Consider the following 26,084-nt stretch of genomic DNA (forward strand, 5'->3'; position numbering starts at 1 on the left):
TATATGAGGGGCCTGACGGGATATTCGCGGTTTCAAGTGCTGACAAGCTTACTTGGACCCATTTATTTTCTGGACATGCCGATCGCGGACAAGCAGAGAAACTCCATAAAACAAGGCGCAGCAAGGGTTGGACTTGCCATCCGAACCCGCAGCAAAAAAAAAAGACAGGATCCCAAGATCCTGCCCTCTTCAAGTGCGCGGTGGGCGCATATGACGAAGAAATGAAATTATTTTTGCGGAAGCACGCTCACAGGGTTGACCAGTTTCCCGCCCTCATACACTTCAAAGTGCACGTGGTTGCCGAGATCCTTCTCAAGCTCGCTGCGTCCGGCCGTCGCGATGGAATCGCCCTGCTTCACTTCAGCGCCTTCCTTCACTTTCACTTCGTTCAAGCTTTGGTACACGGTTTTCGTATCGCCGGATGTAATCTCCACGACGTTACCGTTGACCGGATGATTCTCGACCCGGGTTACTTTACCCGTAAGCGCGGCTCTAACTTCGAACATCGTGTCATCGGCGGCAGCCAAGTCGATTCCCAGATTCGGCGTGAAGGTGTCGTTATATTGCACCATTGCCTTTTGATGGGTCTCCGGATTCGTCTCGTCAAAGTAAGGTTTGACGATGCTCACCGCCACGTCGTCCGCTACCGGCCAGATCATCGCTTGCGCATTAGCCGTCACTTCTACAGCCTCTCCGTCATTGCCTTCGGTTGCAGCAGGCTTCTCCGAGCCTTGAACCGATTCCGATACGGTTGTTGCTTCCTCTTGTGGGTTCAGCGTCTTTTGGCTGGCGTCCTGGTAGACCCACACGAGGGTTAGTATAATTGCCGCTGCTGCTAAGTATGCTGCCGGGAACACCCACCGTTTGGATAATGCTTTCTTCCACGAAGATGACGTTACCGCCGAATCTCCTTGCACAGTTTTAGGAGTTTCTTCGTGGGGTTTACTATTTTTGTTCTGTTCATTCATTTGCAATCACCTCAGTAACCATTGTTACCGGGGCCAACTCTTTTATACGTTATCTCACTATTATTTTTTTGAGAGGTTGTTTCAAAAGTCGTCTTTTGATCACGGAGTGAATCAAGGGGCAACTAAAGAGAGAAGATTTGAAGTTTTGTCAAAAGAAATATTCGTATAATAGTGCTCCAGGATCGCTTTCGCTTCATATCCCTCGCGGGCCATGCCCTCTGCTCCATATTGGCTCATGCCGACTCCGTGGCCGTTGCCGTAGGTCGTAATCTCAATATCTCCGTCTTTCATATGAAGGGTGAATTGGCTGGACCGGAGCCCCAGCTTCTCTCTCACCTCGCGACCGGTGAACTTCTTGCCGCCGACCCGTACGCTCTCAATGCGATGGCCTTGCGTATACGAGAGCACTTTCAAAAAAGAAGAACCCCCTTCCCCGCCTGCCGATACCGGTACGGCTCCATCCGCCAGTCCAAGCTTCCCGATAAACTCCGACCTTGGCATCGTGACCGTTGTCTTGTATTTGGGCGAAATCTTTTTATCCCATGGACTCTCCACGCTGCGCAGGTAGGGAATCTCGTTCTTCCAATAATCCTCTGAATTTTCGGTATACCCGTTGCTGGTGGAGAAAAAAGAAGCCGTAATCGGCTTACCTTCATACGTCATCACCACACCCGCCGTTTCCTTAACAGCCTGCCGCAGTTTCGCCAGCTCGGCTTCCTTCCCCAGCCGACGCCATTCCTTCGTCAGCTCGTCTTGGGCGATATAAGCCTGGTGACTGACCGTGTCGGTCACCAGGGCCTTGCCGTCCGGCACGCCGCTGCGGTCGCCGGACGCCAGCCGCTGCACGATATAGGTTCGTGCCGCGATGGCCTGGGCCTTGAGCGCCTCCAGCTGGAACTCCGCCGGCATCTCGGCGGCCAGGACGCCTACGAGGTATTGTTCCAGCGGCAGCTCCTCCACGGTATCCGTCTTGGTTACATAGACGGATACCGTGGGCTCTTCCGCCGCCTGCGGCTCGGCGGAAGGCAGCGGGGCCGGCCCGGGCGGCAGCGGCTCTGGCGCGTGGTTGCCGGGGGCAACCACCAGCAGAGGCAGCGCCAGCGCCAAGGCCAGCAGCCCGGCCACCGCCCAGACGGCGGGGTGCACCCGCACCCGCCGCTTCACGGCGGCCGGGCGCCGCGCGGCAAAGCCGCGGCGCCCCCAGCGCGCAGGCCGCACACGGAACGTGCGGCCGCCGCGCGGCACGCGGCCCGGCGCCGCTTGCGCGAAGCGCTGCGGCTCGGCCGCGGAGTGCGGGCCCTGCGGCATGGCCGCCGGCCCGCCGGGGTCTGGCCCGGCGCCATGCGCAGGCGCGCCGGCAGGGCGTTCGGGCGGCGGCGTCTGTGCCGCCCGCAGGCCATGGCCGGACTGGCCGGAGGCGTCCGGCCTGCTCCCCGGGCCGCGGTGCCCGCGCGGCCCTTCCTGCATATCCTCTGTATCCGGTATTGAACGACGGCTTTGTTCTTCCATCAGCCCGCCCTTCTTCTCAAGTCCCTCAGGAAATTTCCACTTCAAGACGGGAGCCGCCGATCCTTCGGACGGCACCTGATAAGGCTCAGCACTTCCTTCTTTCCGAACGTCTTTTGAATCGACCGCTCGTTTGTTCCCTGCGGTGCTCACATTCACACGAACCTTCGAATCTTTCATTGCGTTTCCCTCCTGTGCCTTTTCCCCTGGTATAGGCTCTCGTTCATGCTCCATCACGCTCTACTTATACTTATGAGATACGGGTATTTGATAGAACTATTCTAAGAGAACGGGAAAATTCATATGGATGAAGAAACGCTGAGGCTGACTGCAAGCAAGCTAGCAAAGAGTCTCCTATTCATCCGGAATCCCAACATAAGAGGAGGAGGAGTACCTGCAATGATGATGGCATACCCAAAAAAAGAAGAGGCCTTGCCTCCATCGGCAAAGCCCCTTCTATGACTTATTGCATCTATTCTGAATGAACAGATCCAGCCTCCCGGTTATACCCAGGTTGGCTGCACTTTAAAATGTTTGGCGTCCTCTGCTTCAGTTGCCGCTTTCTTCGAAACCTTCTCCGTGCTCGGTTCCTCCGTCGAAATACGCCAGATATCCGCGCCAAGTCCGGACAGCTTCTCCGCCAAATGAACATAACCGCGATCAATATGCTGAACGCCGCCAACTTCGGTAGTCCCCTCAGAGACAAGACCGGCTAAAATCAAGGCGGCCCCTGCACGCAGATCCGTTGCCGTTACTTTGGCTCCTTTCAGCTTCGCCCCGCCGGTCACGATGGCGGAACGTCCCTCCACCTTGATCTCCGCATTCATCAATTGGAATTCGTCCACGTGCATAAAGCGGTTCTCAAATACGGTTTCGGTCACGACACTTGTACCTTCCGACACCAGCAAGAGCGCCATCATCTGCGATTGCATGTCGGTTGGGAATCCAGGGTAAGGCAAGGTTTTCACATCCACCGACTTTAACGGCTTGTCAGCGATGACGCGAATCCCGTTCTCGTCCGGCTCGACGGTAATCCCCATCTCCTCCATCTTGGAGATGACAGGGCCGAGATGATCGGCGATGGCTCCTTCCACGTATACGTCCCCGCCGGTAATCGCAGCGGCAGCCATAAAGGTGCCTGCTTCGATCCGGTCAGGAATCACGTTATGCTTCACGCCATGCATCTTCTCAACGCCTTCGATGCGGATCACGCCCGTGCCCGCACCGCGAACTTTGGCTCCCATCGCATTCAGGTAATTCGCTAAATCGACAATTTCCGGCTCTTTCGCCGCATTTTCGATAACCGTTGTCCCTTCAGCCAATGTGGCAGCCATCATAATATTTTCAGTAGCACCTACGCTGGCAACGTCCAAATAGACCTTTGCCCCGCGCAATCTGCCATTGCTCTTAGCTTCAATATATCCTTGTCCGAGGCTGATTTCCGCCCCGAGAGCTTCAAATCCTTTTAGATGCTGATCGATGGGTCTTGTGCCGATAGCACATCCCCCGGGAAGCGAAATCCGGGTTCGTCCACAACGTGCCAATAAAGGTCCCATGACCAGAAAAGACGCCCGCATCTTCCGCACCCATTCATAAGGCGCTTCACATGTCGTTATGTGCTCTGCATTCACACGTATCACTTCATCCTGATATGTAATGCCCGCACCAAGCGACTCCAATACTTTGCTGATTGTAATTACATCGTCAAGAGGAGGCGCGTCAATAATAACACTTTCCCCAACTTCCCCTAGTAGAGAGGCAGCGATGATCGGAAGAACTGAATTTTTTGCTCCGCTGACTTTGACGCTTCCGGTCAGTCTTTTGCCACCGCGGACGATAAATTTGCTCATCATGGTTTCCCTCCGCGTCCATAATTTTCCTGATTGCGTGTGTTAGTAATTAGGTGTTGCTAATTCCCTAACTTTCATCTTAACATTAGTGTTTTCCGCTAAACAAGCGATTTTTGAACTATTTATGACATCTGATACGGTGTCTACATCAGGAATTGAACAATCCATGATGCCACCTTATGAAGCATCTGTTATCCGCAGTATGGACCTACGAAAGGTACCATGACCGACCAGCACTTGTCAATGCGCAACAATTACCGGGTGAACATTATAGTCCGGAAGTCATAGCGTCCGCCCGATCAGTTTCTTGATTTAAGTGTTAACATAATAAAATGCGTTTATTCGACATCTTCTTCTGAAGCAACCTAACAGAGATATAACCATTCATACCGCAATTAAAACAGACACGTAAAAAGATTGCCGAACACATAACCATCCTACAACTCGTGTCTGTAAAACAAGCTGTTCCAACACGTTATGTACCACGCCCGTCTTTCGCGTTTAAAACATATATCGGATCATTTGACTCCATGTAATATAGTCAATTAGGAATTCAGCAACGAATCGTCCAAGCACCACCGCCAGCAGCAAATGCAGCAGCTTTCCCTGCGGCCCTTTCGGATGACGGACAACCAAATCCAGCTTTACTTGTTGTAATGCCCACCAAGCCAGTGCGATACAGACCAGTGAAACAACAATCGATATCAATCCGCTAACACCGACGGCACCGATTGAATTGGATAAATCCTGATTCATACTCCCTCCTCCTTCGTGAATTTGTCAGCCCTATTCAGGACCGACTCTTCTATAATACTTGGCTGGAGCCTAAGAATCCAGCACTTTCTATACGACATTTCCTCGGAAATAATAAAATTTATCGACATTGCCCAAAAACGATCAGGAACGCGCCATTAGCCGAAGTCCAAAATGCTGTTCTTATCGCAATCATGAACCAATGAAACACCAGGAATGGATATAGTTTCATTCCCCATGCTCCTATTTATACCTATTATATTACAAAAAATTACCGGTCCCTAACTTAGCGGCCGGTAAAGCTTCCAGCATGGTTAATTCTTGGAATGACCTTTCTCTCTTAGACGCTATATGTTGTGCTGCGACTCTATAAAAGCAAGGCTTAGATATTTGGGATATCCAACATTTCATAGAATCGCAGGCTCCATGAGCTTCATATGACACTGTTAGAGAGCTGCTTTAGCGAATTCATCCTACTATTCTGATCCTTTAAACGATGAAAAAATCAACTATAATCGACGCGATTCCCAGAAAACAGCCCGCGTTTTCCCCGCTTATCGAAATTTTCCTTGCGATTCACAGCAACAGGATTCAGCTTCTCTGAAATCCTATCCATGCTGTAAACAAAAAACAGCTTGGCTGCAAGATTGCAGCCAAGCTGTATTGTTAGTTCCGCGTCACTTTAATCCGGTTCATCGCTCTTTGCAGAGCCAATTCCGCGCGACGATGGTCGACTTCATCTTGTCTTCCCTTCGCATTCAGGCGGGTCTCAGCTCTTTCCTTCGCGGCTTCCGCACGCTCCAAATCGATTTCTTCCGCTTTCTCTGCGCTTTCCGCCAGGATGACAATCTTATCTTTACGGACTTCGACGAAACCGCCTTGTACCGCAAACGGGGTTCTCTGGTTGCCAATCTTCACATAAACTGGCGCTATCTGAAGCGGCGTAACGAAGGAAATATGACCTGGCAAAATACCCAGCTCTCCCTCGACCCCACGCACCGTAACACTGTTCACCTGCTCAGAGTAGACCAGGCGGTCCGGCGTTACGATTTCCAACAAAATGGTGCTCACTTCCATCCCTCCTCACCGTTTTCCGCAGAAAACTCGCGCAGCAGACCTCACAGTCTCACTAGAAGCACTGTTCCGGTCTGCCGATCACGGAGCGTCAGCTTACAATGTTTTTGCTTTTTCAACTGCCTCTTCAATCGTACCTACGAACAGGAAAGCCGCTTCCGGAAGGTGGTCATGCTTGCCTTCCAAGATCTCTTTAAAGCTGCGTACAGTTTCTTTAACCGGTACATATTTACCCGGGATGCCGTTAAACTGCTCGGCAACGTGGAAAGCTTGGGAAAGGAAACGTTGAACACGACGAGCACGTCCAACAATCGCTTTATCTTCCTCGCTCAGCTCATCCATACCGAGAATCGCGATGATATCTTGAAGCTCGTTATAGCGAGCCAAAATTTTCTTAACGCCTTGAGCAACATTATAGTGCTCTTCGCCCACGATTTCCGGAGCCAAGATACGGGAACTGGATGCAAGCGGATCTACCGCAGGATAGATACCCATCTCGGAAATTTTACGCTCCAGATTTGTCGTTGCGTCCAAGTGAGCAAACGTTGTAGCCGGAGCCGGATCCGTATAGTCATCCGCCGGTACATAGATAGCCTGGATGGATGTAACGGAACCTTTTTTGGTAGAGGTAATCCGCTCCTGCAAGCGTCCCATTTCGGATGCCAGCGTTGGTTGGTAACCTACCGCGGAAGGCATACGACCCAGAAGGGCGGATACTTCGGAACCCGCTTGAGTAAAGCGGAAGATGTTATCGATAAAGAGAAGTACGTCTTTACCTTCTTGATCACGGAAATATTCCGCCATCGTCAAACCAGTCAATGCTACGCGAAGACGGGCACCCGGAGGCTCGTTCATTTGACCGAATACCATCGCGGTTTTGTTGATAACACCGGAATCACTCATCTCGTGGTAAAGGTCATTACCTTCACGAGTACGCTCACCTACGCCGGCAAATACGGAAATACCGCCGTGTTCTTGGGCGATGTTGTTGATCAATTCCTGGATCGCAACGGTTTTACCTACGCCGGCACCACCAAAGAGACCGATCTTACCGCCTTTTTGGTATGGAGCAAGCAAGTCGATGACTTTAATACCCGTTTCAAGCATTTCTGCTTGCGTAGAAAGCTCATCATAAGCAGGAGCTTCACGGTGGATCGGGTTATTAATTTCGGATACTACGGCACCTGCATTATCGATCGGCTCACCCAATACGTTAAATACACGGCCAAGTGTAGCGGAACCTACAGGGACCGTAATCGGTCTGCCCAAATCCACGGCTTCGATACCGCGAACGAGACCATCCGTGGATGACATCGCGATACAACGAACCAGATTATCACCCAAATGATTGGATACTTCCAAAGTCAAATCAACCGAGCGGCCGCCTTCCAGCGTAGCTTCAATCTTGACAGCATTAAAAATCTCGGGAAGATGACCGCGCTCAAATTCAATGTCAACTACAGCACCTGTAATGCTGACAACGCGTCCTTTTTTCATTGATTCGTTTTCCCTCCTACCCGCTCACCTCTAGCGGTGAACGATGATCGTAAAAGCGGCTTATTCATGACATGGCCGCATATCCGTTAAATACTAAGTTAAGAATTCGGACCGTGCATTATTGCTGAGCGTTTGCTCCGCCCACAATCTCGGAAATTTCCTGGGTAATGGCAGCCTGACGAGCACGGTTGTAAGTAAGGTTCAACTCGTTGATCATCTTGCTTGCATTCTTCGTTGCGGCTCCCATAGCAGTCATCTTCGCACCCAGCTCACTTGCCTTCGCATTCAGCATCGCACTGAAAATCAATGTTTCCGCATATTTCGGAAGCAGTACCTCAAGCACGCCTTCAGGGGACGGTTCATACTCATAACCCGTCAGGTTCTCAGCGCTGCCGATGTTCTCCATGGGCAGAAGCTTGGAGATCTCCTGGAGCTGAGTCAAAGCATTCACGAATTGGTTGTAACACACGTATAACTCATCAATCTGACCCAGCTCGTATTGATGAACCGCCGCGTTAGCGATGGTCTTAATGTCTGCATAGGTCGGACTATCGGATAAATCGGTGAGTTCCTCCACAACCGGAAGTTCACGACGGCGGAAGTAATCCCGTCCTTTACGTCCGATTACAAACAGGCAATACTCATCCTTGGACTGATGGCGTTCTGCGATGAAGTTCGATACTTTTCGCAAAATGTTGGAGTTTGATGCACCAGCAAGACCGCGGTCGGAAGTGATCACCAGATAACCGGTTTTTTTCACTTCACGCTTTTCCAGCATCGGATGGCTGATTCCCTTGGTTCCAGCAGCAATGCTGCCAACCACTTCTTTCAGCTTCTCGGAGTATGGAAGTGCGGAGGTTGCCTTCTCCTGAGCTCTTCTCAGCTTGGCGGCAGCAACCATTTCCATCGCCTTGGTGATCTGCCTTGTGTTTTGAACACTCTTGATCTGCCGCTTAATATCACGTAATCCTCTTGCCATGTTTTCACCACCTTAAAGCTTTGGCGAAGCCAAAGCTAACTTCGTAAGCAAACACCTAGCTTTGGCGAAGCCAAAGCTAACTTCGTAAGCGTAGACTAAGCTTTGGCTAGGACCAAAGCCGTACCTTTTGTAAAAATCACTTTGGTCACAGCCAAAGCTACATTCCATATGATGAAAGAGGATGCCGGGCTTACCCCGGCTCCCCTCCTATTACTTACCTGAGGAGCTTAAACCGAAGCGGCAAAGCCCTTCTTAAATTGATCGATTGCCGCTTTCAATGCGTTTTCGTTATCGGACGTCAGATCCTTCGTATCCGTAATGGATTGAAGAATTTCCGGTTTATTGCTTCCAATAAACGCAAGGAATTCGCTCTCGAAACGACGAACATCAGCAACCTCGATATCATCGATATATCCTTTAACGGCTGCGTACAAGCTAACCACCTGTTGTTCAACGGACAACGGCTGGTTCACGCCCTGTTTCAGGATTTCCATCAATCTTGCACCACGGTTCAAACGAGCCAAGGTTGATTTGTCCAGATCGGATCCGAACTGGGAGAACGCCTGGAGCTCACGGTATTGCGCAAGATCCAGCTTCATGCCGCCCGCAACCTTTTTCATCGCCTTGATCTGCGCGGAACCACCGACACGAGATACCGAAATACCGACGTTAATCGCTGGGCGTTGTCCGGAGTAGAACAGCTCGGACTCCAGGAAGATCTGTCCATCCGTAATCGAAATTACGTTGGTTGGAATGTAAGCAGATACGTCAGAAGCCTGTGTTTCAATAAATGGCAGTGCGGTTAATGAACCACCACCAAGCTCATCGTTGAGCTTCGCTGCACGCTCCAGCAAACGGGAATGCAGGTAGAAAACGTCACCCGGATAAGCTTCCCGACCCGGAGGACGACGGAGGAGCAAGGACAATTCACGGTATGCTGCCGCTTGCTTCGACAAGTCATCATAGATGATGAGTGCATGCTCGCCTTTGTACATGAAGTACTCGCCCATTGCGCAGCCTGCGTATGGAGCGATGTACTGCAGCGGAGCCGGCTCGGAAGCCGAAGCCGTAACAACGATCGTGTACTCCAGCGCGCCATGACGGCGAAGAGTTTCAACAACCTGTGCTACAGTGGACTGCTTTTGCCCGATGGCTACATAGATACATTTAACGCCGCTGCCCTTTTGGTTCAGGATTGTATCGATGGCAACGGTGGTTTTACCTGTTTGGCGGTCACCGATGATCAGCTCGCGCTGACCGCGGCCGATAGGTACCATCGCGTCGATCGCTTTAATACCGGTTTGCATCGGCTCATGAACGGATTTACGGTCGATAACGCCTGGTGCACTGCTCTCAACCGGACGGAATGCAGTCGCTTCGATCGGGCCTTTGCCGTCAAGCGGCTGACCCAGCGGATTCACGACGCGTCCAAGCAGAGCTTCGCCTACAGGAACCTCCATGATACGTCCTGTACGCTTTACCTGATCGCCTTCCTTGATTTCGGAGTAAGGTCCCAGGATAACGACACCGACATTGCTCTCCTCAAGGTTCAGCGCCAGACCGAACACGCCGTTTTGGAACTCCAAAAGTTCCCCGGACATCGCGTTCTCCAGGCCGTACACGCGAGCAATACCGTCACTTACTTGAATTACCGTACCTACTTCAGAGACAGTGATATCGGATTTATATTCTTCAATTTGACTTTTGATTAAAGTACTGATTTCTTCAGGTCTGATACTCAACGTTTTCACCCCTATCTACTATGCTCGTCTATTAAAAGACTTTTCGAGACGTTCCAGCTTTCCGGCAATGCTTCCGTCATACAGCTTGTCGCCAATGACAACTTTCAGGCCGCCGAGCAAACGTTCGTCCACAACATTGGTCACGCGGATCTTCTGATGTGCTAACTGTCCGAATTCCGAAGCAACCTGTTCTTTTTCCTGATCGCTAAGCGGGTAGGTGGAGTACACAGTGGCGTCTGCCAAACCCAAGCTCGCACCTTGTATCTTCACATAACTGTTCAGCAGTTCTGCGAACATTTCTGCACGCCCTCTGTCGAGAAGCAATTCGATCGTGTTCAATACAGGCTGCGATACCTTCCCTGCCAACGCCTGGCTGATTACGTTCATTTTCACGGACTGGGGAACATTCGGCGTGGCGATGAATTTCTGGATGTCGGCATCGCCTTCAATGGCATGCACGACAGCCCGCAATTCCTCTTCCACTTCCAGACCCTTCTGCTGCTGAGCCGCCACTTCGAACAGCGCCCGCGCATACCGCTTGGCTGCTACCGTATTTTGGCTCATGGTCTGCCTCCTACCTCTTTAAGGTATTGATCCACCAGTTCTTCTTGAGCTTGGTCGTTCTTGACTTCACGTTCGATCAGCTTGGTCGCGATCTTCACGGAAACGCTGCCGATTTCGCTGCGAAGCTCTTCGACCGCTTTCTTCTTCTCATTCTCGATATCACGAACAGCTTCGGATTTCAGGCGAATTGCCTCTTCCTTAGCTTGTTCCATAATTTGCTCTGCTTGTTTGTTGCTAGTTTGTCTGGAACGCTCGATGATTTCGTGAGCATCTTGACGCGCTTGCTCCAGTGCCTTCTTCTGCTCTTCCACATATGCAGTCGCCTGCTGGCGGGTCTGTGCCGCTTCGTTCATCTGGCTCATGACCAGCTCACGACGCTGCTCCATGATGCCGAACAATTTGCTGAACGCAAACTTTTGAAGCAAGAGGTAAAGAATAACAAACGCGATAATAGTGATTACCATATTTTCCCAAAGAATTGTCATTGAGGTCACTCCTTTCCATCAACACGAAGTGCGGTACCTAACAAAACGAAGGCGCGGATGGCATCGGCCCTCCCCGCCAAACCGTTGTATTGTTATTAAGAGAACATGATCAAGAACGCGATTACAGTAGCCGCCAAAGGAATAACCTCTACGATACCAACACCGATAAACATCGTTGTTTGCAATTGACCACGTGCTTCTGGTTGACGAGCGATAGACTCAACTGTTCTGCTTACGATCATACCGTTACCCAAACCTGCGCCAAGGGCGCCCAGACCTACTGCAATAGCTGCTGCCAAAAATTCCATTGTTAAATATCCTCCTTAAAATTGTTTCAAAATTGAAATTTGGTGAAACTATAGAAAATATCTCTTTCGAAAAACACCGCTGTTACGGCGGATTCGTCCGAGTTGATCAATGCTCTTCGTGAATCGTAGTTTGCGAGATGTATACCATTGTCAAAATCGTAAAGATAAACGCCTGCAATGCACCGATGAAGATACTGAAACCTTGCCATGCGGCCATGAACGGAATGCCGTAGAAGCCGGTTTTCAGAATCACCGTGATCAGTACCTCGCCGGCAAAAATGTTGGCGTAAAGCCGGATTGCCAGAGCGATAGGTTTTGCCAGGTTCTCAATGATATTGAGCGGCAGGAAGATCGGGAACGGTTCGATGTAATGCTTCAGGTAATGCTTGCGATTCAGCTTCAGGCCCAGGTAGTTCATGAGCACGAACACAACGATCGCAAGACCGGCCGTAACGGAAATGTCCGCTGTTGGCGACTTCCACCACAATACGTGAGCATAGTGGCCATGTTCAAGTCCGAGTGTAGCCAGGATTGGCTGACCAAAGACCGTGAAGTTCTCCGGCAAGTCGGTGATAATTGAGAACGGCAAGCCCAGCAAGTTGGCTACAAAGATGAACAGGATCAGAGTAAGCCCCAACGATATGTAAGCTTTCCCTTTCTTCAGATCCATCGCACTCGCTACGACGCCTTGCACAAATTCCACTACCCATTCCATGAAGTTTTGCAGTTTGGAAGGGTTTTCGACAGATAGATTACGTACCGCCAGCCGGCATAATACGAACACCACCACACAGGTGACAAGAAGCATTATGACCGCTGAAAGGTCAATATTCAATCCGCCAAGTTTGATAATCGGTGAATCATGCATATAATTGTTTTCACCCCTTTCCAAGTTAGCGCTGATCAATGATTGTTTCTCAAACTGAACACAATGCTGACAGGAATGGTCAACAATTGGGGTATGAACAGACCGGCGATAGCACCGCCGAGGGATACCTGTTCGAGTTTTACGGCGAAGATCACAATCAGAAGCCCGATGCACAATCTCGTAATGAAGCCGAAGTTGTACTTTTTCGGTTCCGGATCGACAGCCAATTGCGCCAGCTGCTGCACTTTCATGGAGAGGAAGCGTACATTAAACAAGCCCGCCGCCATGCCCATGATCAACCCCATAATTATCGGGCGGAATTCCGGATAGAGAGCCCATCCGAGAAACAAGGCAGACAATAAGAGTAACGATACTCTAAATACAGCGTTCACAATGGAAGTCAAATCATTCACGCCTGCGCCCCCAAAAACTTTTTAATGAGAAGAGCGATATTCAAAATCCCTACAAAGAGCCCCGAAAGCGTACCAATGGCAAGCCACACTCTGGGCCCGTCCAACTGATTCATGAGCCATCGCCCGGTAAAAAAACCGATGAGAATGTAAGCGGCAAGCAAACCGCCCGCCCCGCTAATGTATAGCGCTATCAACCAAGGGTTATCTTGACTTTTCGGATTTTTCATATGAACCTCTAATCCCAACTCATTTTACTGAATATAACAAGAGTTTGTCAATGAATCGATTTGATGGATTCCCCGTGTAAAATCAGCGTTTTGAGCAGTCTAAATTGCGCAAAACGCCGCGGTAACCGTACAGTTCAACTGTATGCTGTCCCCTTGCCAATCAGAATACGGTAAACTATGCCTTTGTGAACATTCTGTGAAATTCCTCAGGACGCTCTTTTCGAATGCCGAAATGGTGCAAAATCGCATTGACAATTCGCTGGGAAGCTTGTCCATCCCCGTAAGGATTAGCGGCTTTGCTCATCTTGTCATAGAGCTCCTGATCGGTCAGCAGAGCCTTAATGCGTTCGTACACATTCTCTTCCTGGGTGCCTACCAGCTCCAGGGTTCCGGCCTCAATGCCCTCCGGACGTTCCGTCGTGTCCCGAAGCACCAGCGTCGGCACGCCGAAGGACGGAGCCTCCTCTTGCATGCCGCCCGAATCCGTAATGATGAAATGCGTACGGGTGTAAATATTGTTCATATCCACGACATCCAGCGGTTCAATCAGCTTGATGCGCGGGTGGTTCCCCAAAATGCGGTGAGCCGGCTCTTTGACGGCAGGGCTCGGATGCACAGGGTAGACGATGGCGATATCCTCGAACTCGTCGGCAATGCGCTTCACCGCTTCAAAAATCTGACGATGCGGCTCCCCTTGGGATTCGCGGCGGTGCGCCGTCATCAGGATTAGGCGCTTGCCCTGTGCCCAATCCAGAACCGGATGGGTATATCCTTCCCGAACCGTATACTGGAACACGTCCGTAGCGGTGTTGCCCGTCACGTAAATGCGGGATTCCGGCTTGTTCTCCTTGCGGAGATTCTCGGCAGACCAGTCCGTCGGCGCAAAGTGCAGATCGGCCAGCACGCCGGTCAGCTGACGGTTCATTTCTTCAGGATAAGGATTCAGCTTGTTCCATGTGCGAAGACCGGCCTCTACATGGCCGACCTGAATCTGTTGCAGGAAGGCTGCATAGCTGGCCAGGAACGTTGTCAGCGTGTCGCCGTGCACCAGCACGATATCCGGCTTGGCCTCGCGCAAGACAGGCTCAAGCCCCTCCAGAACGCGTACGGTGATCTCATTCAGCGTCTGACGGTCTTTCATCACGTCCAAGTCGTAGTCCGGAACAATCTTGAACACGTCAAGCACCTGATCCAGCATTTGCCGATGCTGCGCAGTTACACAAACCACCGATTCGATATGCTCCGGATGGCGCTGAAGTTCCAGAATAAGCGGCGCCATCTTGATCGCTTCGGGGCGGACCCCAAATATCGTCATCACTTTCACTTTTGACATGTTTGAAATTACCCCTCTTTGCATGCTTGTTTTTTCAATTCAAGTCGTACGAATGACTGGCTCGGCTCTTATTTCGTGCCGTACAGCCGATCTCCTGCATCACCCAGGCCCGGTACGATGTAGCCGTGGTCGTTGAGCCCTTCATCCAGAGCAGCAACGTAAATATCCACGTCCGGATGGACGTCATGCACGGCCTTTACGCCTTCCGGCGCAGCCACGAGATTCATCATCTTGATCTGGGTGCAGCCGCGCTTCTTCAGCACGTCGATCGCAGCGATGGCCGATCCGCCCGTCGCCAGCATCGGATCGATGACGATCAATTCCCGCTCCGTCACGTCGGTTGGAAGCTTCGTATAATATTCCACGGGCTGAAGCGTTTCCGGGTCGCGGAACAATCCGACATGCCCTACCTTAGCAGCGGGAAGCAGCTTGACCACGCCGTCCAGCATGCCAAGACCCGCACGCAGGATGGGCACGAGGCCGAGCATCCGGCCGGAAATGACTTTCCCTTGGGTTTCGGCTACCGGCGTCTGAACAGATATCGATTCAAGAGGAACCTCCCGCGTAATTTCATAAGCCATCAAAGTCGCGACTTCGTCTACCAATTCGCGAAAGTCTTTTGTGTTAGTCCGCATATCGCGTATAAATGTAAGTTTGTGTTGAATCAACGGGTGATCACAAATCACCAATTTTCCCATGTCTGGTCCCTCCGGTTTGAATGCAAATGTTATTTCAATATGGGCGTAAATACTTGTGAGCTCCATAAATCCTGTCTATTATATCATTCCCTCTAGTCAATTGACACCTGCACGGGTCATGTTTATTTACATGAGTTTTGACCTTATTACCGGATCCTCGTCTGCCCTGAACCTAGGTTTTCCATTTTCGCCTATATTGATCCTCACCGCGAAGCGACCCGACCGGGAGCATGCGAGCATAGCAATCTGGCCAGAATGTGACAGCTCCTAAAAGAGGACCCCACCTTCAGGTGGGGTCCTCTTATCATAGGCCTCTTATGCTGACGAAACTGTGATTAATATTTCATTTCGGCATAAAGAGGATATTGATCCGTAAGCTCAGCCACCAAACGGCCCGCTTTTTCCAGCGTTGCTTCGTCTTTAGGCTGCTTCAAGGTCATGGCAATAATCTTCGCGATTTTCACCATCGCCTGCTCATCCATGCCGCGGGAGGTTACTGCCGGCGTACCGATACGGATACCGCTCGTGACAAACGGGCTCGTCGGATCAAACGGGATGGCGTTCTTGTTGACGGTAATCCCGATGGAATCCAGCACCTTCTCTGCGTCTTTGCCGGTGATGTCCAGATTGCGGGTATCGACCAGCATCAGATGGTTATCGGTTCCGCCGGAAACGATGTTCAGGCCTTCCTCGATCAGGGTGTCAGCCAGCACTTTCGCGTTCTTCACGACGTTCTCTGCATACGTCTTGAAGGACGGATCCAATGCTTCGCCAAGCGCAACGGCCTTGGAAGCAATGACATGCATGAGCGGTCCGCCCTGGGAGCCTGGGAACACCGCTTTGTCGATCGCCTGTGCCCATGCCTTCTTGCACAGAATCATGCCGCCGCGAGGTCCGCGAAGGGTCTTGTGCGTCGTGGTGGTTACGAAATGGGCATGCGGAACCGGATTCGGGTGAAGACCCGCGGCAACAAGACCCGCAATATGAGCCATATCGACCATGAACAATGCGCCTACGTCGTTCGCGATGGCAGCAAGCTTCTCGAAATCAATGATGCGAGGATATGCACTTGCACCCGCCACGATCAGACGAGGACGGTGTTTGAAAGCCGCTTTGCGGACTTCGTCGTAATCGATAAGGAACGTGTCTTCCTGCACGCCGTATGCAACGAAATTGTACAGAAGGCCGGACGCGTTAACCGGGCTTCCGTGAGTCAAATGGCCGCCGTGGGCCAGGTTCATGCCGAGCACGGTATCTCCAGGCTTGAGCGCAGCCAAATACACCGCCATGTTCGCTTGGGCGCCGGAGTGCGGCTGAACGTTGGCATGCTCGGCACCGAACAATTCCTTCGCGCGGTCACGGGCGATATCCTCCACGATATCCACACGCTCACAGCCGCCGTAATAGCGCTTGCCAGGGTAGCCTTCCGCATATTTATTCGTCAGCACCGTCCCCATGGCTTCCATAACCGCTTCGCTGACAATGTTCTCGGAGGCAATCAGCTCGATGTTGCTGCGTTGACGCTTCAGTTCCAAATCCATCGCTTCCAATACAGCCGGGTCATTCTTCCGCAAATGTTCCATCATGTTCATATCCTCCCATAATCAATCGTTATTTTTTTCTGCAAAGTTTAAACTACAAATTTACAAAATTACTTAAAAGTACGTGTTCAAAAAGGTCGGTTTTCAGCACCGAGAAGGTTGGATGAAGCTAGGAAGTGAGGAGCGGAGCGTACGTTGTGGGTACGTGAGCACCGGAAGGCCCGGCTGAATTCAAGATTCGATGCCGAGCCCACTTCCTGATTCACTTCGTGATCAAAAGCGGACTTTTTGAACAACCTCTTAAAAGTGAGTTCTCATTCGATTCAATCGCACAGCTTGGAATCATCCCGCTGCTCAAGCCGGTACACGGCGCGTTCTCCGCCGATCAGCTTCGGCCGGGTGTAAGCCGCCGTTACGCGCGCATCGCCGATATAACGCTCGCTCGGCCTGAACGGAACCGCCACTCTTCGCAAATGCATGCCGATCAGCGTCTCGCCGATATCGACGCCCGCATGGGCCTCAATGGATTCCGCAAGGCAGGGCTCCTTCATACTCCGATACGCCGCCGAGGCCATGGAGCCTCCCGCCCCCGGAATCGGTACAGCCGCCACTTCCGTCAGGCGCAGCTCTTCAAGCAGTCCCCGCTCCATGACAAGCGCCCGGTTCAAATGCTCACAGCATTGGTAGGCTACAGCGAAGCCGAATTCCGCTTGAACCTCGGCAATGCCCTGAAGAAGCTGCTGCGCCGTTTCAAGAGCGCCGCCTGTGCCGATCCGGCGTCCGACCACTTCACTGGTGCTGGCTCCGATGACCAGCACCTTGCCCGGTCCTAAGGCTGCCGCTTCGGCCAGTTCGCGGACGATCCGCGCCGTCTGTTCGCTCAAGGAAACCTTGGAGATATCCGTCATGTCACAGTCCTCCCGATGATTTTTTTCACAGAAGATGCTTCATTCCATACGCAATAACCGCAGCAGCTTTACGCGTTGACCTATCGCGATTCGCTCTTCAGGTAACGCTCCTCGATGGCCTTGATCTTGTTCACGCGGCCGACATGGCGTTCGCCCTGGCTGAAATTCGTTGTCAGCCATGCGCTGACGATCTCGGCAGCAAGCCCGGGGCCGACGACGCGCTCGCCCAGCGCAATCACGTTGCTGTCATTATGCTCACGCGTGGCTTTGGCCGAAAATACATCATGCGTCAGCGCGCAGCGGATGCCCGGCACCTTGTTGGCGGCAATGCTCATGCCGATTCCCGTTCCGCAGATCAGAATGCCCCGATCCGCTTCACCCGAGACCACCTTCTCGCACACCGGAAGCGCGTAATCGGGATAATCCACGGAATCGGAACAGCCGCAGCCAAGATCCTCCACCTCGTGTCCAAGACCCCGAATGACCTCCACGATCTCCTCTTTCAGACGAATGCCGGCATGATCGGTACCCAATGCAATTTTCATCTATGAAAAACCCCCTCGAATGTTCGCTTTTGCGTTTTAGCTTGTTTCATTATAACCCAAACTCCACGCAAAAGACGAAAAAAGAGCAGTCGGCGCACGTATTGTGCTCCAAATGCTCTTTGCCCAGGCGACCGGCCGTATATTCCGATGCTCCATCGTGGTTTCATCCACTTCGTCGCCAGTTACATCGGATTCATGTTTTTCACCTTCATCTTAAAGCAATACCCTGCGAAAGGCAAGCGGCTTTTTTAGCCAGATTGAGCCCGGATCCAGATTCACTCTTCGCTTCCGTGGAACCCGATCCTATTTATGCTGATCCGCTTCCAGCTTGTCCAGCAGGCGGAAGAGCGCCGTCCGAATCTCCGCCGCCGTCGCCTCGTATTCCTCCCGCGAGCCGCCGAAAGGATCGGAGATATCGAAGCTCGGAATGCGCTGGCGCAGCTCGATCAGACGCTCCCGGTCGCGGTCGCTGACATCGCGGCCCAGCGATCTGGCCAGCTCGAGCGTCGCGTACAGGCTGTCCTGCTCCCGCAGATCATCCAGCACCCGCCGGTCATCCTCCACAAACTCCTTCAGCGTGTGCATCTTGTCGGCGGCATGCGGGAACTGCCGAATCGCATACTGCTTATGCGACTGGGTCAGCGTCAGAATCAGGTCTGCCCATTCCACCAGATTCGCGGTCAGCGGCTTAGATACCAAGCGATCTTGAATATCCTGGTCCCGCAGTATCGATTCCGCATGACGGGATACCGGCATGCCGTCTACGGCCGAGACGCCGGCGGATTGCGTTTCCAGCGGAATGCCCCGCTGTTTGGCGAGCTTGCGCAGCATCCCTTCCGCCATTGGGCTGCGGCACGTATTCCCCGTGCAGACAAACAATATATTTTTCACGGTCCCGTACCTCCCCGTTGATAGGTTGTTTTGGGATTATTGTAACAAATATTGCGTCAAAAGATAAACATCACGCCAAAGATGATCAAAATCAGTCCGCCCAGCATTTCGCCGTACTCTCCCAGCTTGTTGCTCGCCTGACGGCCGAGCAGCAGGCCGAGAATGGACAGCAAACCGCCCACGACACCGAAGGAGATCACGATCAGCAGCACATCATCCACGAACATCCCGAGCGAAACGCCTACCGAGAAGGAGTCGATGCTGACGCTGAGCGAAAACAGCAGCATGCCCAAGAACGCGGTAGGATGAATTCGCTGACCTTCGCCACCCTGCCAGGCATTGTACAGCATATGTCCACCCAGCAGGAGGAGCAGCCCGCCTGCCGCAAACCCTGTGACGTGCCCCAGCAGCATGCCTACATAGCGGCCGGCAAATAAGCCCGCCAGCGGCATAAGCATGTGAAACAATGCGATCATGAAGCTGATGGCCAGCATATGGCCTAAACGCATGCCGCCTCTCATTCCGACTCCGATGCCAAGCGAAAATGCGTCTAGCCCGAGTGCAACCGCCATCAGCAGAATCGCCGCAAGCTGTCCCGATTGGACAGACGCCTCCAACATCCCCATTCCCCCAAGTCCCATGGTCTTGTACACCATATGCGGACAAGGGGGAAATCATGCTAAAACCGTTCAATCGGCATCGGCATTGACGTGGACGATGTGATGTCCCGCGGCCTTCAGCAGCCGGTTCATGACGGCTGCGCCAAGCCCCTGCTCCGGGCACGCTTCGGCCAGGATGAAAGTCGCGCCTTCTTCATCGAAGCGGCGCAGGCCGGCGTACAGCCGGCGGGCCGCTTCCTCCGGCGCGGCCAGGCTGCCGAGCGAGACGGCAACGTCCGCGCGGTAGCGACCGATGTGCTCGTCGAACGACAGCACGCCGGTCACCTCCCCGCGCCGGGCCGCCGCCTCGAGCTCGGCCGCGATGCGTGCCGACACCGCGTCGGCACGCGGGCCCTGCACCACGCACATCGCACCCTTCGGTGCGTAGTGCGTGTACTTCATGCCCGGCGAGCGCGGCGCCGGGCTCTCCGCCTCCCCGGCGGCGCGCTGCAGCGCCGGGTCCTGGCGCACGCTTGCCGCCACCGCGGCAAGCTGCTCGGCCGTGACGCCGCCCGGGCGGAGCACCGTGACGGCACCGTCTTCGCCGACCTGCACCACCGTCGACTCGACGCCCACCCCGGCCGGGCCGCCGTCGAGCACGCCGTCGATCGCCCCCGCCAGATCCTCCAGCACATGGCTGGCCAGCGTCGGGCTTGGCCGGCCGGAGCGATTCGCGCTCGGTGCGGCAAGCGGACAACCGGCGGCGCTGATCAGAGCCAGCGCCACGGGGTGATCCGGCATCCGCACGGCAACCGTATCGAGCCCGGCCGTCACGCGAGGCGATATGGCGCCCGGTTTCACGGGCAGCACCAGCGACAGCGGTCCGGGCCAGAACGACGCCATCAGCGCCCGCTCCGTCTCGTTCACCTGCCGGACCAAGCCGTCAAGCTGAGCCAGCTCCGAGATATGCACGATCAACGGATTGTCCGATGGCCGACCTTTGGCGGCGAAGATGCGCTCGACCGCCTCCGTATTGCCGGCGTCAGCACCAAGTCCGTACACCGTTTCCGTCGGAAAAGCCACCGTACCGCCCTGTGCAAGCACCTGGCCTGCTTCGTGCAGCGCCTGCTTCGCTTCCTTCTCGGACCCGAGGCTCTCCTTGGAGAGGGAGCTTAAGACGTGCCACACTTTGGTTGGCTTCGATGCAGCATTCCGGGAGCCTTGTTCCCGCTGCAGGTTGCGTTCCTTGTCATTTCCGTTCTGTTCCATACCTATCCCAAGCTTTCTGTATATGAAATATATAAACATCCAAACGCGTTTTGCCTATACTCCAAAAGAAAAAGCGCTTCTCGTTCTTCAGTCCCGTGCCGGTTCCCATGGAAACCGGTCGCGCCAAAGAGAAAGCACTCTTCTTCATCCAAGTTTATCATACCCTGTCCGTATTGGAAATCAGTACGCGGGATCATCCTAGAACAAGCTTGCCACCCAATTCCAGAGGCCCAGGAACATATCCCACAGGAAGAAGCGGACCTCCGGCTCGCTTTCGCTTGCCTTCTTCGGGGCTTCATCCGGAGAAGCGTTGTCGCCCGCATCGGCGGACACCGTTTGAATTCCCGTCTCGACAGGCTGAGCTGCCGCATCCCCGCTGCCGCCGTCGATGAAGCACAGCGGCGGGAACAGGACGCACCACCAGTTTTGTCCTTGACCTTCGCCTAACGTAATCCGCAGCGCATCGTAATCGCCCGCCGGATACACCGTGCCCCCGTACAATTTGGTCGGGAACGGCACGACGCCAAGCTCTACATGGTAATTGTAGGTGATCCCTCTTTTTCTCAGCTCTTCACCCACCAGCTGGCGGATTTCCGGAAGATGCTGCCGGGTTAATGCTTTGGCGTCTTCCAGGCTTTGCGGGTTCTCCAGCTCCAGGACCCACATCTGCATTTGCTCAACGACCGCGTCTCGAATCTCTCTTTTGACGAGCTGATCGGACGGGTTATCTGAATTCGCGAGAATGCGAAGCCGTATCGATTCTTGAGGGATCGGACCGCCAACAACGGAAGCATCGATCTGCTGTCCCTCCCAAGCCATGATGACCATAAACATGCAGGATAAGAGCACAACCATTTTTTTCACGATAATACGGAGGGTTTCACTATAATTTTTCATCTCGGACAACCGCCTCTCTATGAACGAAACTCTATGATGCTATCAGTATGTCCGGTATTGAGAGATTCAAACGTAGAATACTTTATTTTTCATTTTTGAATCTCATATACTCAATAAATAATAGAATCAAAAACAATATATAGAATTAATTTAATAATGTATAAAATTTGACAACAGTAATATTAGTTGTTACTATTTCTACATAAAGTAATTATATTCCAAATAAGGAGGATAGTTCTTTATAATTTAAAATTCATTATAAGAAAAGAGGTAGATTTGTATGAATACAAAAAAAATTATAGTTGCTACTATGATGGCTCTTTCAGTGACGTCCATCTCTACTACTTTTGCCGCTGAAGTTGAGTTGGTTAACCACCAGAACACTCCTGTATCAACAGAAACTACTATAAGTCAATCTATTACTGATATTGTTCCTTACGGAACTAGCGCCCCAACTTCCCACTGGAATTTGGGCAACGGCCCTTATGATGCACAGTTCTCTTCTTTGTATAATATTTTATATACTAATTATTATTTTACTCCTAATTCAAATGGCGAATTGTTTATGAGAGGGCGCATTTGGGAAGAAACAGGTAATCCAAGTGGTAGCTACAAATATAAAATTATATGTTTTGACGCCTCGACTAAAAAAGCTGTTACTGAAACAAATGGAACGACCAACGGAAACGGTTCAGACGTAAATATCCGTTTCTATAACCTCGACAAATCTAAGAATTACTACTTTGGGTATCAAAATCTTGATGGTTCCTGGTCAACTCTCGGGGGTTATACGACGATCTCACGATAGCAAAAAAACGTTTAACTATACTTACATTAACTAAAATAAACAAAGACCCGAAAACAGGCCTAACTAAACTGTTTTCGGGTCTTTGTTATTTATAATACATTGCTATTATAGCTTATATAACTTGCTGGTTGCGCTGAAAAATTTATAGCCATATTACCCGCCCATTTGAGAGCGTAAAATATCTTGTGTAAATAGTAAATAGAAAAAGGAAGACCTTTTCTTGTAGAATTGAGTTACCACAACGCCATTGCGCCAACGGAATCGGCCTAAGTATGGAAAGAACTTATGCAAGATGTTCGGGAACGTGTGGTACACAAGAAGTGCTTCTCTTTATTTCAGATGGGCTGAAGGGCATTGTAGACGCCATTGGAGAAGTTTAGTAAAGATGGGGTTTAGATACGTTTTTACAAGTTTTTATCCTATCTCAAAAAGCATGCTTAATGACACATTATTAATTTTATTTAATACGATTCGTTTTGCCTTCGGCTCCAATAGATCACAATCAGAGAGGGTGTCTCAAAGTTTACTTTTGGGACACCCTCATCTTTTCACATCAATGATGATTCGGTTCTTCGTAACGGCTTACAGCCATGTTTATTCGATCGACGCTTGGCTACGCCTCTGGAGCACTGCAAGTAAACCGCTACGCCTGCTTAGCGGGTGCCGGACGATATGCATGCGGATCCGGCATATCTTCCTCCACTTCCTGACCATGCAGCTTGACGCTCATGGCGACCCCGAGACTTGCCATACTAATCACAAGGGACGTTCCCCCGTAACTGATGAAGGGCAGCGTAATCCCCGTCAGCGGCATCAAACCGATAAACATCCCGATATTCTCGAAGATCTGATATAAGAACATGGAGACGATCCCAATTATGAGAAACGGACCGGCACGTTCGCGAGACTCGAGAGAAATCAGTATCATACGGTGAATCAAAATAAAATACAGCAGGAGTAGTATAGAAGAGCCAATAAATCCATATTCCTCAGCTATCTGCACGAAAATTGAATCCGAATAGGTGTACGGTACTCGGCCCGATTGCACCGATGACCCCTGCATATAACCTTCTCCACTCATCCCACCGGAAGCAATAGCCAATTTAGCATTATGCGTATGATAGCCAGCACCAGCTATATCAGACTCTTCAGGCATAAGCCACGGATCAATTCGATCCAGCCAGTGCGAACGACTCCCTTCCTTCATGAATGCTGAAATTTCGTCATGATAATGAATGTATGCTTGTATTCCACCGAAGGCTGAACCAGCTAACAGAACCAAGCCAATCAAAGCATGGGATATTTTTACATTCCCAATCCAAAGCAATCCAAGCAGAATTATGACGTAACTGAGCGCATTTCCGAGGTCATTGATCCCCATAACGAGTGCAAAGGGAATGAATGCAAGCAGACCGATCGGGATCACATCTTGGAAAAAGGACAGCTGCTGTTTATTTTTACGAACCAATACATATGTTAAAAAAATTATCAGGACTAGCTTGAACATCTCGGCAGGCTGCAAGCTCGTAAAACCGAGTTTAATCCACCCCTTTGATCCATTTATTTCTGCCCCAAAGAACATTACAAACACCAGCAATGCCAATCCTCCAAGGTAAATATATAGAGCATACTTCGTGAGAACCCGGTAGTCTAGCAAGCTCATTCCAAAAAAGGCTATAAACCCCACGATATAAAACAGAATCATATTTATATGATAGCCGTCCCATTTCGTTCCCTGGGTCGCACTGTATAATGACGTAATGCTGATTCCCATCAACAAAACCAGTACAAAAACAATAACGTAATCCATCTTCTTAAATTTCCGAAGCATGCTTTTGGTCCCCCTGTGCCCGGAGCTTTTAATACTCCGATTTGCCTGTTCAGGCTATATAACGATTATTTGACAAGAAAGTTTGCCTGTATTTATGGTGGATACAGATATGATGAAAAACCCGGGAAACAGTGTGGCATTAAGAGTTTTCAGGGAACATGCCCATACTGCCCCTATTGATATTCTAAAAGATTTCTACCATGAACACAATTCATAAGCATCCTGTGGTTTATCCCACTCCAAACACAAAAGAGATGCTGCTGTATTCAATAGCATCTCTTGATTTCCCAACATCGGCCCCCATAAATGTACTAAGCGTATATGATTAACAGCCTGTAATCCAATGAAGCCCACAATATAGAACAGAATCATCTTCCTGTGAAGATCTTCAAGATTGGATCATAAATGCCAACAGGACAGCAACTAAAAACCAGGTTAATGTTCTTTAGTTTCTGAAACATGTCAAATCCCCTTGTACCGAATTGGTTAATCTCTATTTGGACCCTCAAGCTATACGAGGATAAACGTAGTGACAGCCTACCTTTATTTTTAAAAAAATCAATCTTCAACACAATTCGTAAGCGTCAGGAGACAAAATTCTCAGCACCCGAGAGAGCCTGAATTGGCAAAAACGTTCAGTGGAAAATTCCCAGAACATGCCGGTCAATCCCCGCCAAATCGGGTACCGTGACGATTTCCTCCCAGTATCCTGCCTTCCGCAGCAGCTCCGCTACATCCCCGGCCTGTCCCATGCCCAGCTCAAAAGCGATCAGGCGCGGCGGCGCCGACAGCAAGGGCAGCTGCGCCATCATGATCCGGTACGGATTCAATCCGTCCGGCCCGCCGTCCAGAGCCGTACGCGGTTCATAGTCCCGGACTTCCGGCTGCAGCTCTTCGATATCCTCCGCCGGAATGTACGGTGGATTGGAGACGAGGATGTCCGGCCCCGTGCCGGCAAACGGCTCCAGCAGGTTCCCCTGCCGGAACTCAACCTGGGCGCCCAGCTTCTTCGCGTTCCGCGCGGCAACCTCCAGCGCATCGGGCGAAATATCGCTCGCCAACACATCCCATCCCTTTGACTGCAAAGCCAACGTAATGGCAATGGCCCCGCTGCCTGTGCCGATGTCGACGACCTTCAGCCCTCCATCCGGTCGCGGGGTGAGCTCCCGTCCGTACTTCAGCACCGCTTCCACGAGCAGCTCCGTTTCCGGGCGCGGAATGAGCACCGCCGGCGTAACTTCAAACGGCCGGCCGTAAAACTCCTGTTCGCCGATAATGTACTGCGCCGGAACGCCTTGCGCTTTTCGATTGATCGCTTCTTCCAGGGCGCGGCGACGGTCCGCCGGAAACGGCTCCGCGAGCGCCATATAATATGAGGTTCCCGACAATCCCAGCACATGCTCCAGCAGCAGCTGCGCATTCCGCTGCGGCTCCATCACCCGCATGCCGTCTAAAAAAGAAGAAGCCTCCACAAAGGCTTCTCTTACGCTGCGCTGCGGCGTCAATTCAAATATCGTCCGCTTCAAAGCG

26 protein-coding genes, 1 pseudogene and 1 riboswitch are annotated in these 26,084 nt (G+C 51.6%); of the genes and pseudogenes, 2 read left to right on the forward strand and 25 right to left on the reverse strand.

Annotation, left to right across the window (positions count from 1 at the left end; genetic code table 11):
* Window positions 1-227: 227 nt before the first annotated feature.
* The 23 genes from AC3RCL_RS29660 to spoIIR form a co-directional block, all read right to left on the reverse strand.
* Entirely contained in the window at window positions 228-968 is a 741-nt protein-coding gene (locus tag AC3RCL_RS29660) for a peptidoglycan DD-metalloendopeptidase family protein (protein WP_492533543.1), read from the reverse strand.
* A gap of 111 nt (window positions 969-1,079) precedes the next feature.
* A complete protein-coding gene (gene spoIID, locus AC3RCL_RS29665) occupies window positions 1,080-2,654 on the reverse strand; it encodes a stage II sporulation protein D (RefSeq protein ID WP_492533545.1) in 1,575 nt (524 codons plus the stop codon).
* A gap of 323 nt (window positions 2,655-2,977) precedes the next feature.
* On the reverse strand, window positions 2,978-4,324 hold the full coding sequence (gene murA / locus AC3RCL_RS29670) for a UDP-N-acetylglucosamine 1-carboxyvinyltransferase (RefSeq protein WP_176502510.1): 1,347 nt from the start codon (window positions 4,322-4,324) through the stop codon (window positions 2,978-2,980).
* A 501-nt stretch (window positions 4,325-4,825) separates the two neighbouring features.
* Window positions 4,826-5,080, reverse strand: a complete 255-nt coding sequence (locus tag AC3RCL_RS29675) for a DUF1146 family protein (RefSeq protein ID WP_009590551.1) — start codon at window positions 5,078-5,080, stop codon at window positions 4,826-4,828.
* 663 nt (window positions 5,081-5,743) lie between these two features.
* Window positions 5,744-6,148, reverse strand: coding sequence for a F0F1 ATP synthase subunit epsilon (locus tag AC3RCL_RS29680; RefSeq protein ID WP_492533547.1), 405 nt, complete (start codon window positions 6,146-6,148; stop codon window positions 5,744-5,746).
* A gap of 99 nt (window positions 6,149-6,247) precedes the next feature.
* Window positions 6,248-7,648, reverse strand: a complete 1,401-nt coding sequence (atpD, locus tag AC3RCL_RS29685) for a F0F1 ATP synthase subunit beta (protein ID WP_076323983.1) — start codon at window positions 7,646-7,648, stop codon at window positions 6,248-6,250.
* 118 nt (window positions 7,649-7,766) lie between these two features.
* Window positions 7,767-8,627, reverse strand: a complete 861-nt coding sequence (atpG, locus tag AC3RCL_RS29690; RefSeq protein WP_194539938.1) for an ATP synthase F1 subunit gamma — start codon at window positions 8,625-8,627, stop codon at window positions 7,767-7,769.
* Between the two features lie 227 nt (window positions 8,628-8,854).
* Complete coding sequence (gene atpA, locus AC3RCL_RS29695) at window positions 8,855-10,369, reverse strand: F0F1 ATP synthase subunit alpha (protein WP_015737746.1); 1,515 nt, start codon at window positions 10,367-10,369, stop codon at window positions 8,855-8,857.
* Between the two features lie 18 nt (window positions 10,370-10,387).
* Window positions 10,388-10,933, reverse strand: coding sequence for a F0F1 ATP synthase subunit delta (locus AC3RCL_RS29700; RefSeq protein ID WP_096775856.1), 546 nt, complete (start codon window positions 10,931-10,933; stop codon window positions 10,388-10,390).
* Window positions 10,930-11,418, reverse strand: coding sequence for a F0F1 ATP synthase subunit B (atpF, locus tag AC3RCL_RS29705; protein WP_009590554.1), 489 nt, complete (start codon window positions 11,416-11,418; stop codon window positions 10,930-10,932). The genes AC3RCL_RS29700 and atpF overlap by 4 nt, the downstream gene beginning before the upstream one ends.
* A 95-nt stretch (window positions 11,419-11,513) precedes the next feature.
* Window positions 11,514-11,726 carry a F0F1 ATP synthase subunit C gene (gene atpE / locus AC3RCL_RS29710; protein WP_007128780.1) on the reverse strand — a complete coding sequence of 71 codons (213 nt, stop codon included), beginning with the start codon at window positions 11,724-11,726 and terminating at the stop codon, window positions 11,514-11,516.
* A 106-nt stretch (window positions 11,727-11,832) separates the two neighbouring features.
* Window positions 11,833-12,594 (reverse strand): F0F1 ATP synthase subunit A, encoded by a 762-nt coding sequence (atpB, locus tag AC3RCL_RS29715; protein WP_251501320.1) that lies wholly within the window; start codon window positions 12,592-12,594, stop codon window positions 11,833-11,835.
* Window positions 12,595-12,629: 35 nt separating this feature from the next.
* Window positions 12,630-13,007, reverse strand: a complete 378-nt coding sequence (locus tag AC3RCL_RS29720; protein ID WP_015737749.1) for an ATP synthase subunit I — start codon at window positions 13,005-13,007, stop codon at window positions 12,630-12,632.
* Window positions 13,004-13,234 (reverse strand): AtpZ/AtpI family protein, encoded by a 231-nt coding sequence (locus tag AC3RCL_RS29725; protein WP_009590543.1) that lies wholly within the window; start codon window positions 13,232-13,234, stop codon window positions 13,004-13,006. Before AC3RCL_RS29725 ends, AC3RCL_RS29720 begins: the two co-directional genes overlap by 4 nt.
* Before the next feature lie 175 nt (window positions 13,235-13,409).
* On the reverse strand, window positions 13,410-14,567 hold the full coding sequence (gene wecB / locus AC3RCL_RS29730; RefSeq protein ID WP_096775855.1) for a non-hydrolyzing UDP-N-acetylglucosamine 2-epimerase: 1,158 nt from the start codon (window positions 14,565-14,567) through the stop codon (window positions 13,410-13,412).
* Window positions 14,568-14,635: 68 nt separating this feature from the next.
* Window positions 14,636-15,265: a uracil phosphoribosyltransferase gene (gene upp, locus AC3RCL_RS29735; RefSeq protein WP_009590550.1), complete on the reverse strand. Its 630-nt coding sequence runs from the start codon at window positions 15,263-15,265 to the stop codon at window positions 14,636-14,638.
* Window positions 15,266-15,600: 335 nt separating this feature from the next.
* Window positions 15,601-16,851 (reverse strand): serine hydroxymethyltransferase, encoded by a 1,251-nt coding sequence (gene glyA / locus AC3RCL_RS29740; protein ID WP_009590552.1) that lies wholly within the window; start codon window positions 16,849-16,851, stop codon window positions 15,601-15,603.
* A 278-nt stretch (window positions 16,852-17,129) separates the two neighbouring features.
* A complete protein-coding gene (locus AC3RCL_RS29745) occupies window positions 17,130-17,714 on the reverse strand; it encodes a TIGR01440 family protein (RefSeq protein WP_492533554.1) in 585 nt (194 codons plus the stop codon).
* Window positions 17,715-17,794: 80 nt separating this feature from the next.
* A complete protein-coding gene (gene rpiB / locus AC3RCL_RS29750) occupies window positions 17,795-18,259 on the reverse strand; it encodes a ribose 5-phosphate isomerase B (RefSeq protein ID WP_492533556.1) in 465 nt (154 codons plus the stop codon).
* Window positions 18,260-18,373: 114 nt separating this feature from the next.
* Window positions 18,374-18,455: riboswitch (ZMP/ZTP riboswitch) on the reverse strand.
* Between the two features lie 107 nt (window positions 18,456-18,562).
* Window positions 18,563-19,150: a low molecular weight protein arginine phosphatase gene (locus AC3RCL_RS29755; protein WP_009590545.1), complete on the reverse strand. Its 588-nt coding sequence runs from the start codon at window positions 19,148-19,150 to the stop codon at window positions 18,563-18,565.
* A 56-nt stretch (window positions 19,151-19,206) separates the two neighbouring features.
* Window positions 19,207-19,770, reverse strand: coding sequence for a manganese efflux pump MntP (locus tag AC3RCL_RS29760; protein WP_492533558.1), 564 nt, complete (start codon window positions 19,768-19,770; stop codon window positions 19,207-19,209).
* Window positions 19,771-19,839: 69 nt separating this feature from the next.
* Window positions 19,840-21,018, reverse strand: coding sequence for an L-threonylcarbamoyladenylate synthase (locus tag AC3RCL_RS29765; RefSeq protein ID WP_492533560.1), 1,179 nt, complete (start codon window positions 21,016-21,018; stop codon window positions 19,840-19,842).
* A 198-nt stretch (window positions 21,019-21,216) separates the two neighbouring features.
* Window positions 21,217-21,915, reverse strand: coding sequence for a stage II sporulation protein R (gene spoIIR / locus AC3RCL_RS29770; protein ID WP_492533562.1), 699 nt, complete (start codon window positions 21,913-21,915; stop codon window positions 21,217-21,219).
* 280 nt (window positions 21,916-22,195) lie between these two features.
* Between spoIIR and AC3RCL_RS29775 the strand changes: the two genes are divergently transcribed.
* Window positions 22,196-22,723 carry a hypothetical protein gene (locus AC3RCL_RS29775; protein WP_492533564.1) on the forward strand — a complete coding sequence of 176 codons (528 nt, stop codon included), beginning with the start codon at window positions 22,196-22,198 and terminating at the stop codon, window positions 22,721-22,723.
* 246 nt (window positions 22,724-22,969) lie between these two features.
* Window positions 22,970-23,100 (forward strand): annotated as a pseudogene (locus AC3RCL_RS29780) (transposase); the annotation flags it as partial.
* A 266-nt stretch (window positions 23,101-23,366) separates the two neighbouring features.
* Here the strand turns inward: AC3RCL_RS29780 and AC3RCL_RS29785 are convergent.
* Both AC3RCL_RS29785 and prmC read right to left on the reverse strand, forming a co-directional pair.
* Window positions 23,367-24,554 (reverse strand): FtsW/RodA/SpoVE family cell cycle protein, encoded by a 1,188-nt coding sequence (locus tag AC3RCL_RS29785; protein ID WP_492533565.1) that lies wholly within the window; start codon window positions 24,552-24,554, stop codon window positions 23,367-23,369.
* Between the two features lie 635 nt (window positions 24,555-25,189).
* Complete coding sequence (prmC, locus tag AC3RCL_RS29790; protein WP_492533567.1) at window positions 25,190-26,080, reverse strand: peptide chain release factor N(5)-glutamine methyltransferase; 891 nt, start codon at window positions 26,078-26,080, stop codon at window positions 25,190-25,192.
* Window positions 26,081-26,084 lie beyond the last annotated feature (4 nt).

It is taken from the genome of Paenibacillus sp. MT86 (genome assembly GCF_058792535.1).

What these genes read in the sequence shown, in the direction of transcription:
- AC3RCL_RS29660 (WP_492533543.1), bottom strand. Translation starts at nt 968, where the DNA reads ATGAATGAACAGAACAAAAATAGTAAACCCCACGAAGAAACTCCTAAA.
- spoIID (WP_492533545.1), bottom strand. Translation starts at nt 2,654, where the DNA reads ATGAAAGATTCGAAGGTTCGTGTGAATGTGAGCACCGCAGGGAACAAA.
- murA (WP_176502510.1), bottom strand. Translation starts at nt 4,324, where the DNA reads ATGAGCAAATTTATCGTCCGCGGTGGCAAAAGACTGACCGGAAGCGTC.
- AC3RCL_RS29675 (WP_009590551.1), bottom strand. Translation starts at nt 5,080, where the DNA reads ATGAATCAGGATTTATCCAATTCAATCGGTGCCGTCGGTGTTAGCGGA.
- atpD (WP_076323983.1), bottom strand. Translation starts at nt 7,648, where the DNA reads ATGAAAAAAGGACGCGTTGTCAGCATTACAGGTGCTGTAGTTGACATT.
- atpG (WP_194539938.1), bottom strand. Translation starts at nt 8,627, where the DNA reads ATGGCAAGAGGATTACGTGATATTAAGCGGCAGATCAAGAGTGTTCAA.
- AC3RCL_RS29700 (WP_096775856.1), bottom strand. Translation starts at nt 10,933, where the DNA reads ATGAGCCAAAATACGGTAGCAGCCAAGCGGTATGCGCGGGCGCTGTTC.
- atpF (WP_009590554.1), bottom strand. Translation starts at nt 11,418, where the DNA reads ATGACAATTCTTTGGGAAAATATGGTAATCACTATTATCGCGTTTGTT.
- atpE (WP_007128780.1), bottom strand. Translation starts at nt 11,726, where the DNA reads ATGGAATTTTTGGCAGCAGCTATTGCAGTAGGTCTGGGCGCCCTTGGC.
- atpB (WP_251501320.1), bottom strand. Translation starts at nt 12,594, where the DNA reads ATGCATGATTCACCGATTATCAAACTTGGCGGATTGAATATTGACCTT.
- AC3RCL_RS29725 (WP_009590543.1), bottom strand. Translation starts at nt 13,234, where the DNA reads ATGAAAAATCCGAAAAGTCAAGATAACCCTTGGTTGATAGCGCTATAC.
- wecB (WP_096775855.1), bottom strand. Translation starts at nt 14,567, where the DNA reads ATGTCAAAAGTGAAAGTGATGACGATATTTGGGGTCCGCCCCGAAGCG.
- upp (WP_009590550.1), bottom strand. Translation starts at nt 15,265, where the DNA reads ATGGGAAAATTGGTGATTTGTGATCACCCGTTGATTCAACACAAACTT.
- glyA (WP_009590552.1), bottom strand. Translation starts at nt 16,851, where the DNA reads ATGATGGAACATTTGCGGAAGAATGACCCGGCTGTATTGGAAGCGATG.
- AC3RCL_RS29745 (WP_492533554.1), bottom strand. Translation starts at nt 17,714, where the DNA reads ATGACGGATATCTCCAAGGTTTCCTTGAGCGAACAGACGGCGCGGATC.
- rpiB (WP_492533556.1), bottom strand. Translation starts at nt 18,259, where the DNA reads ATGAAAATTGCATTGGGTACCGATCATGCCGGCATTCGTCTGAAAGAG.
- AC3RCL_RS29760 (WP_492533558.1), bottom strand. Translation starts at nt 19,770, where the DNA reads ATGTTGGAGGCGTCTGTCCAATCGGGACAGCTTGCGGCGATTCTGCTG.
- AC3RCL_RS29765 (WP_492533560.1), bottom strand. Translation starts at nt 21,018, where the DNA reads ATGGAACAGAACGGAAATGACAAGGAACGCAACCTGCAGCGGGAACAA.
- spoIIR (WP_492533562.1), bottom strand. Translation starts at nt 21,915, where the DNA reads ATGAAAAATTATAGTGAAACCCTCCGTATTATCGTGAAAAAAATGGTT.
- AC3RCL_RS29775 (WP_492533564.1), top strand. Translation starts at nt 22,196, where the DNA reads ATGAATACAAAAAAAATTATAGTTGCTACTATGATGGCTCTTTCAGTG.
- AC3RCL_RS29785 (WP_492533565.1), bottom strand. Translation starts at nt 24,554, where the DNA reads ATGCTTCGGAAATTTAAGAAGATGGATTACGTTATTGTTTTTGTACTG.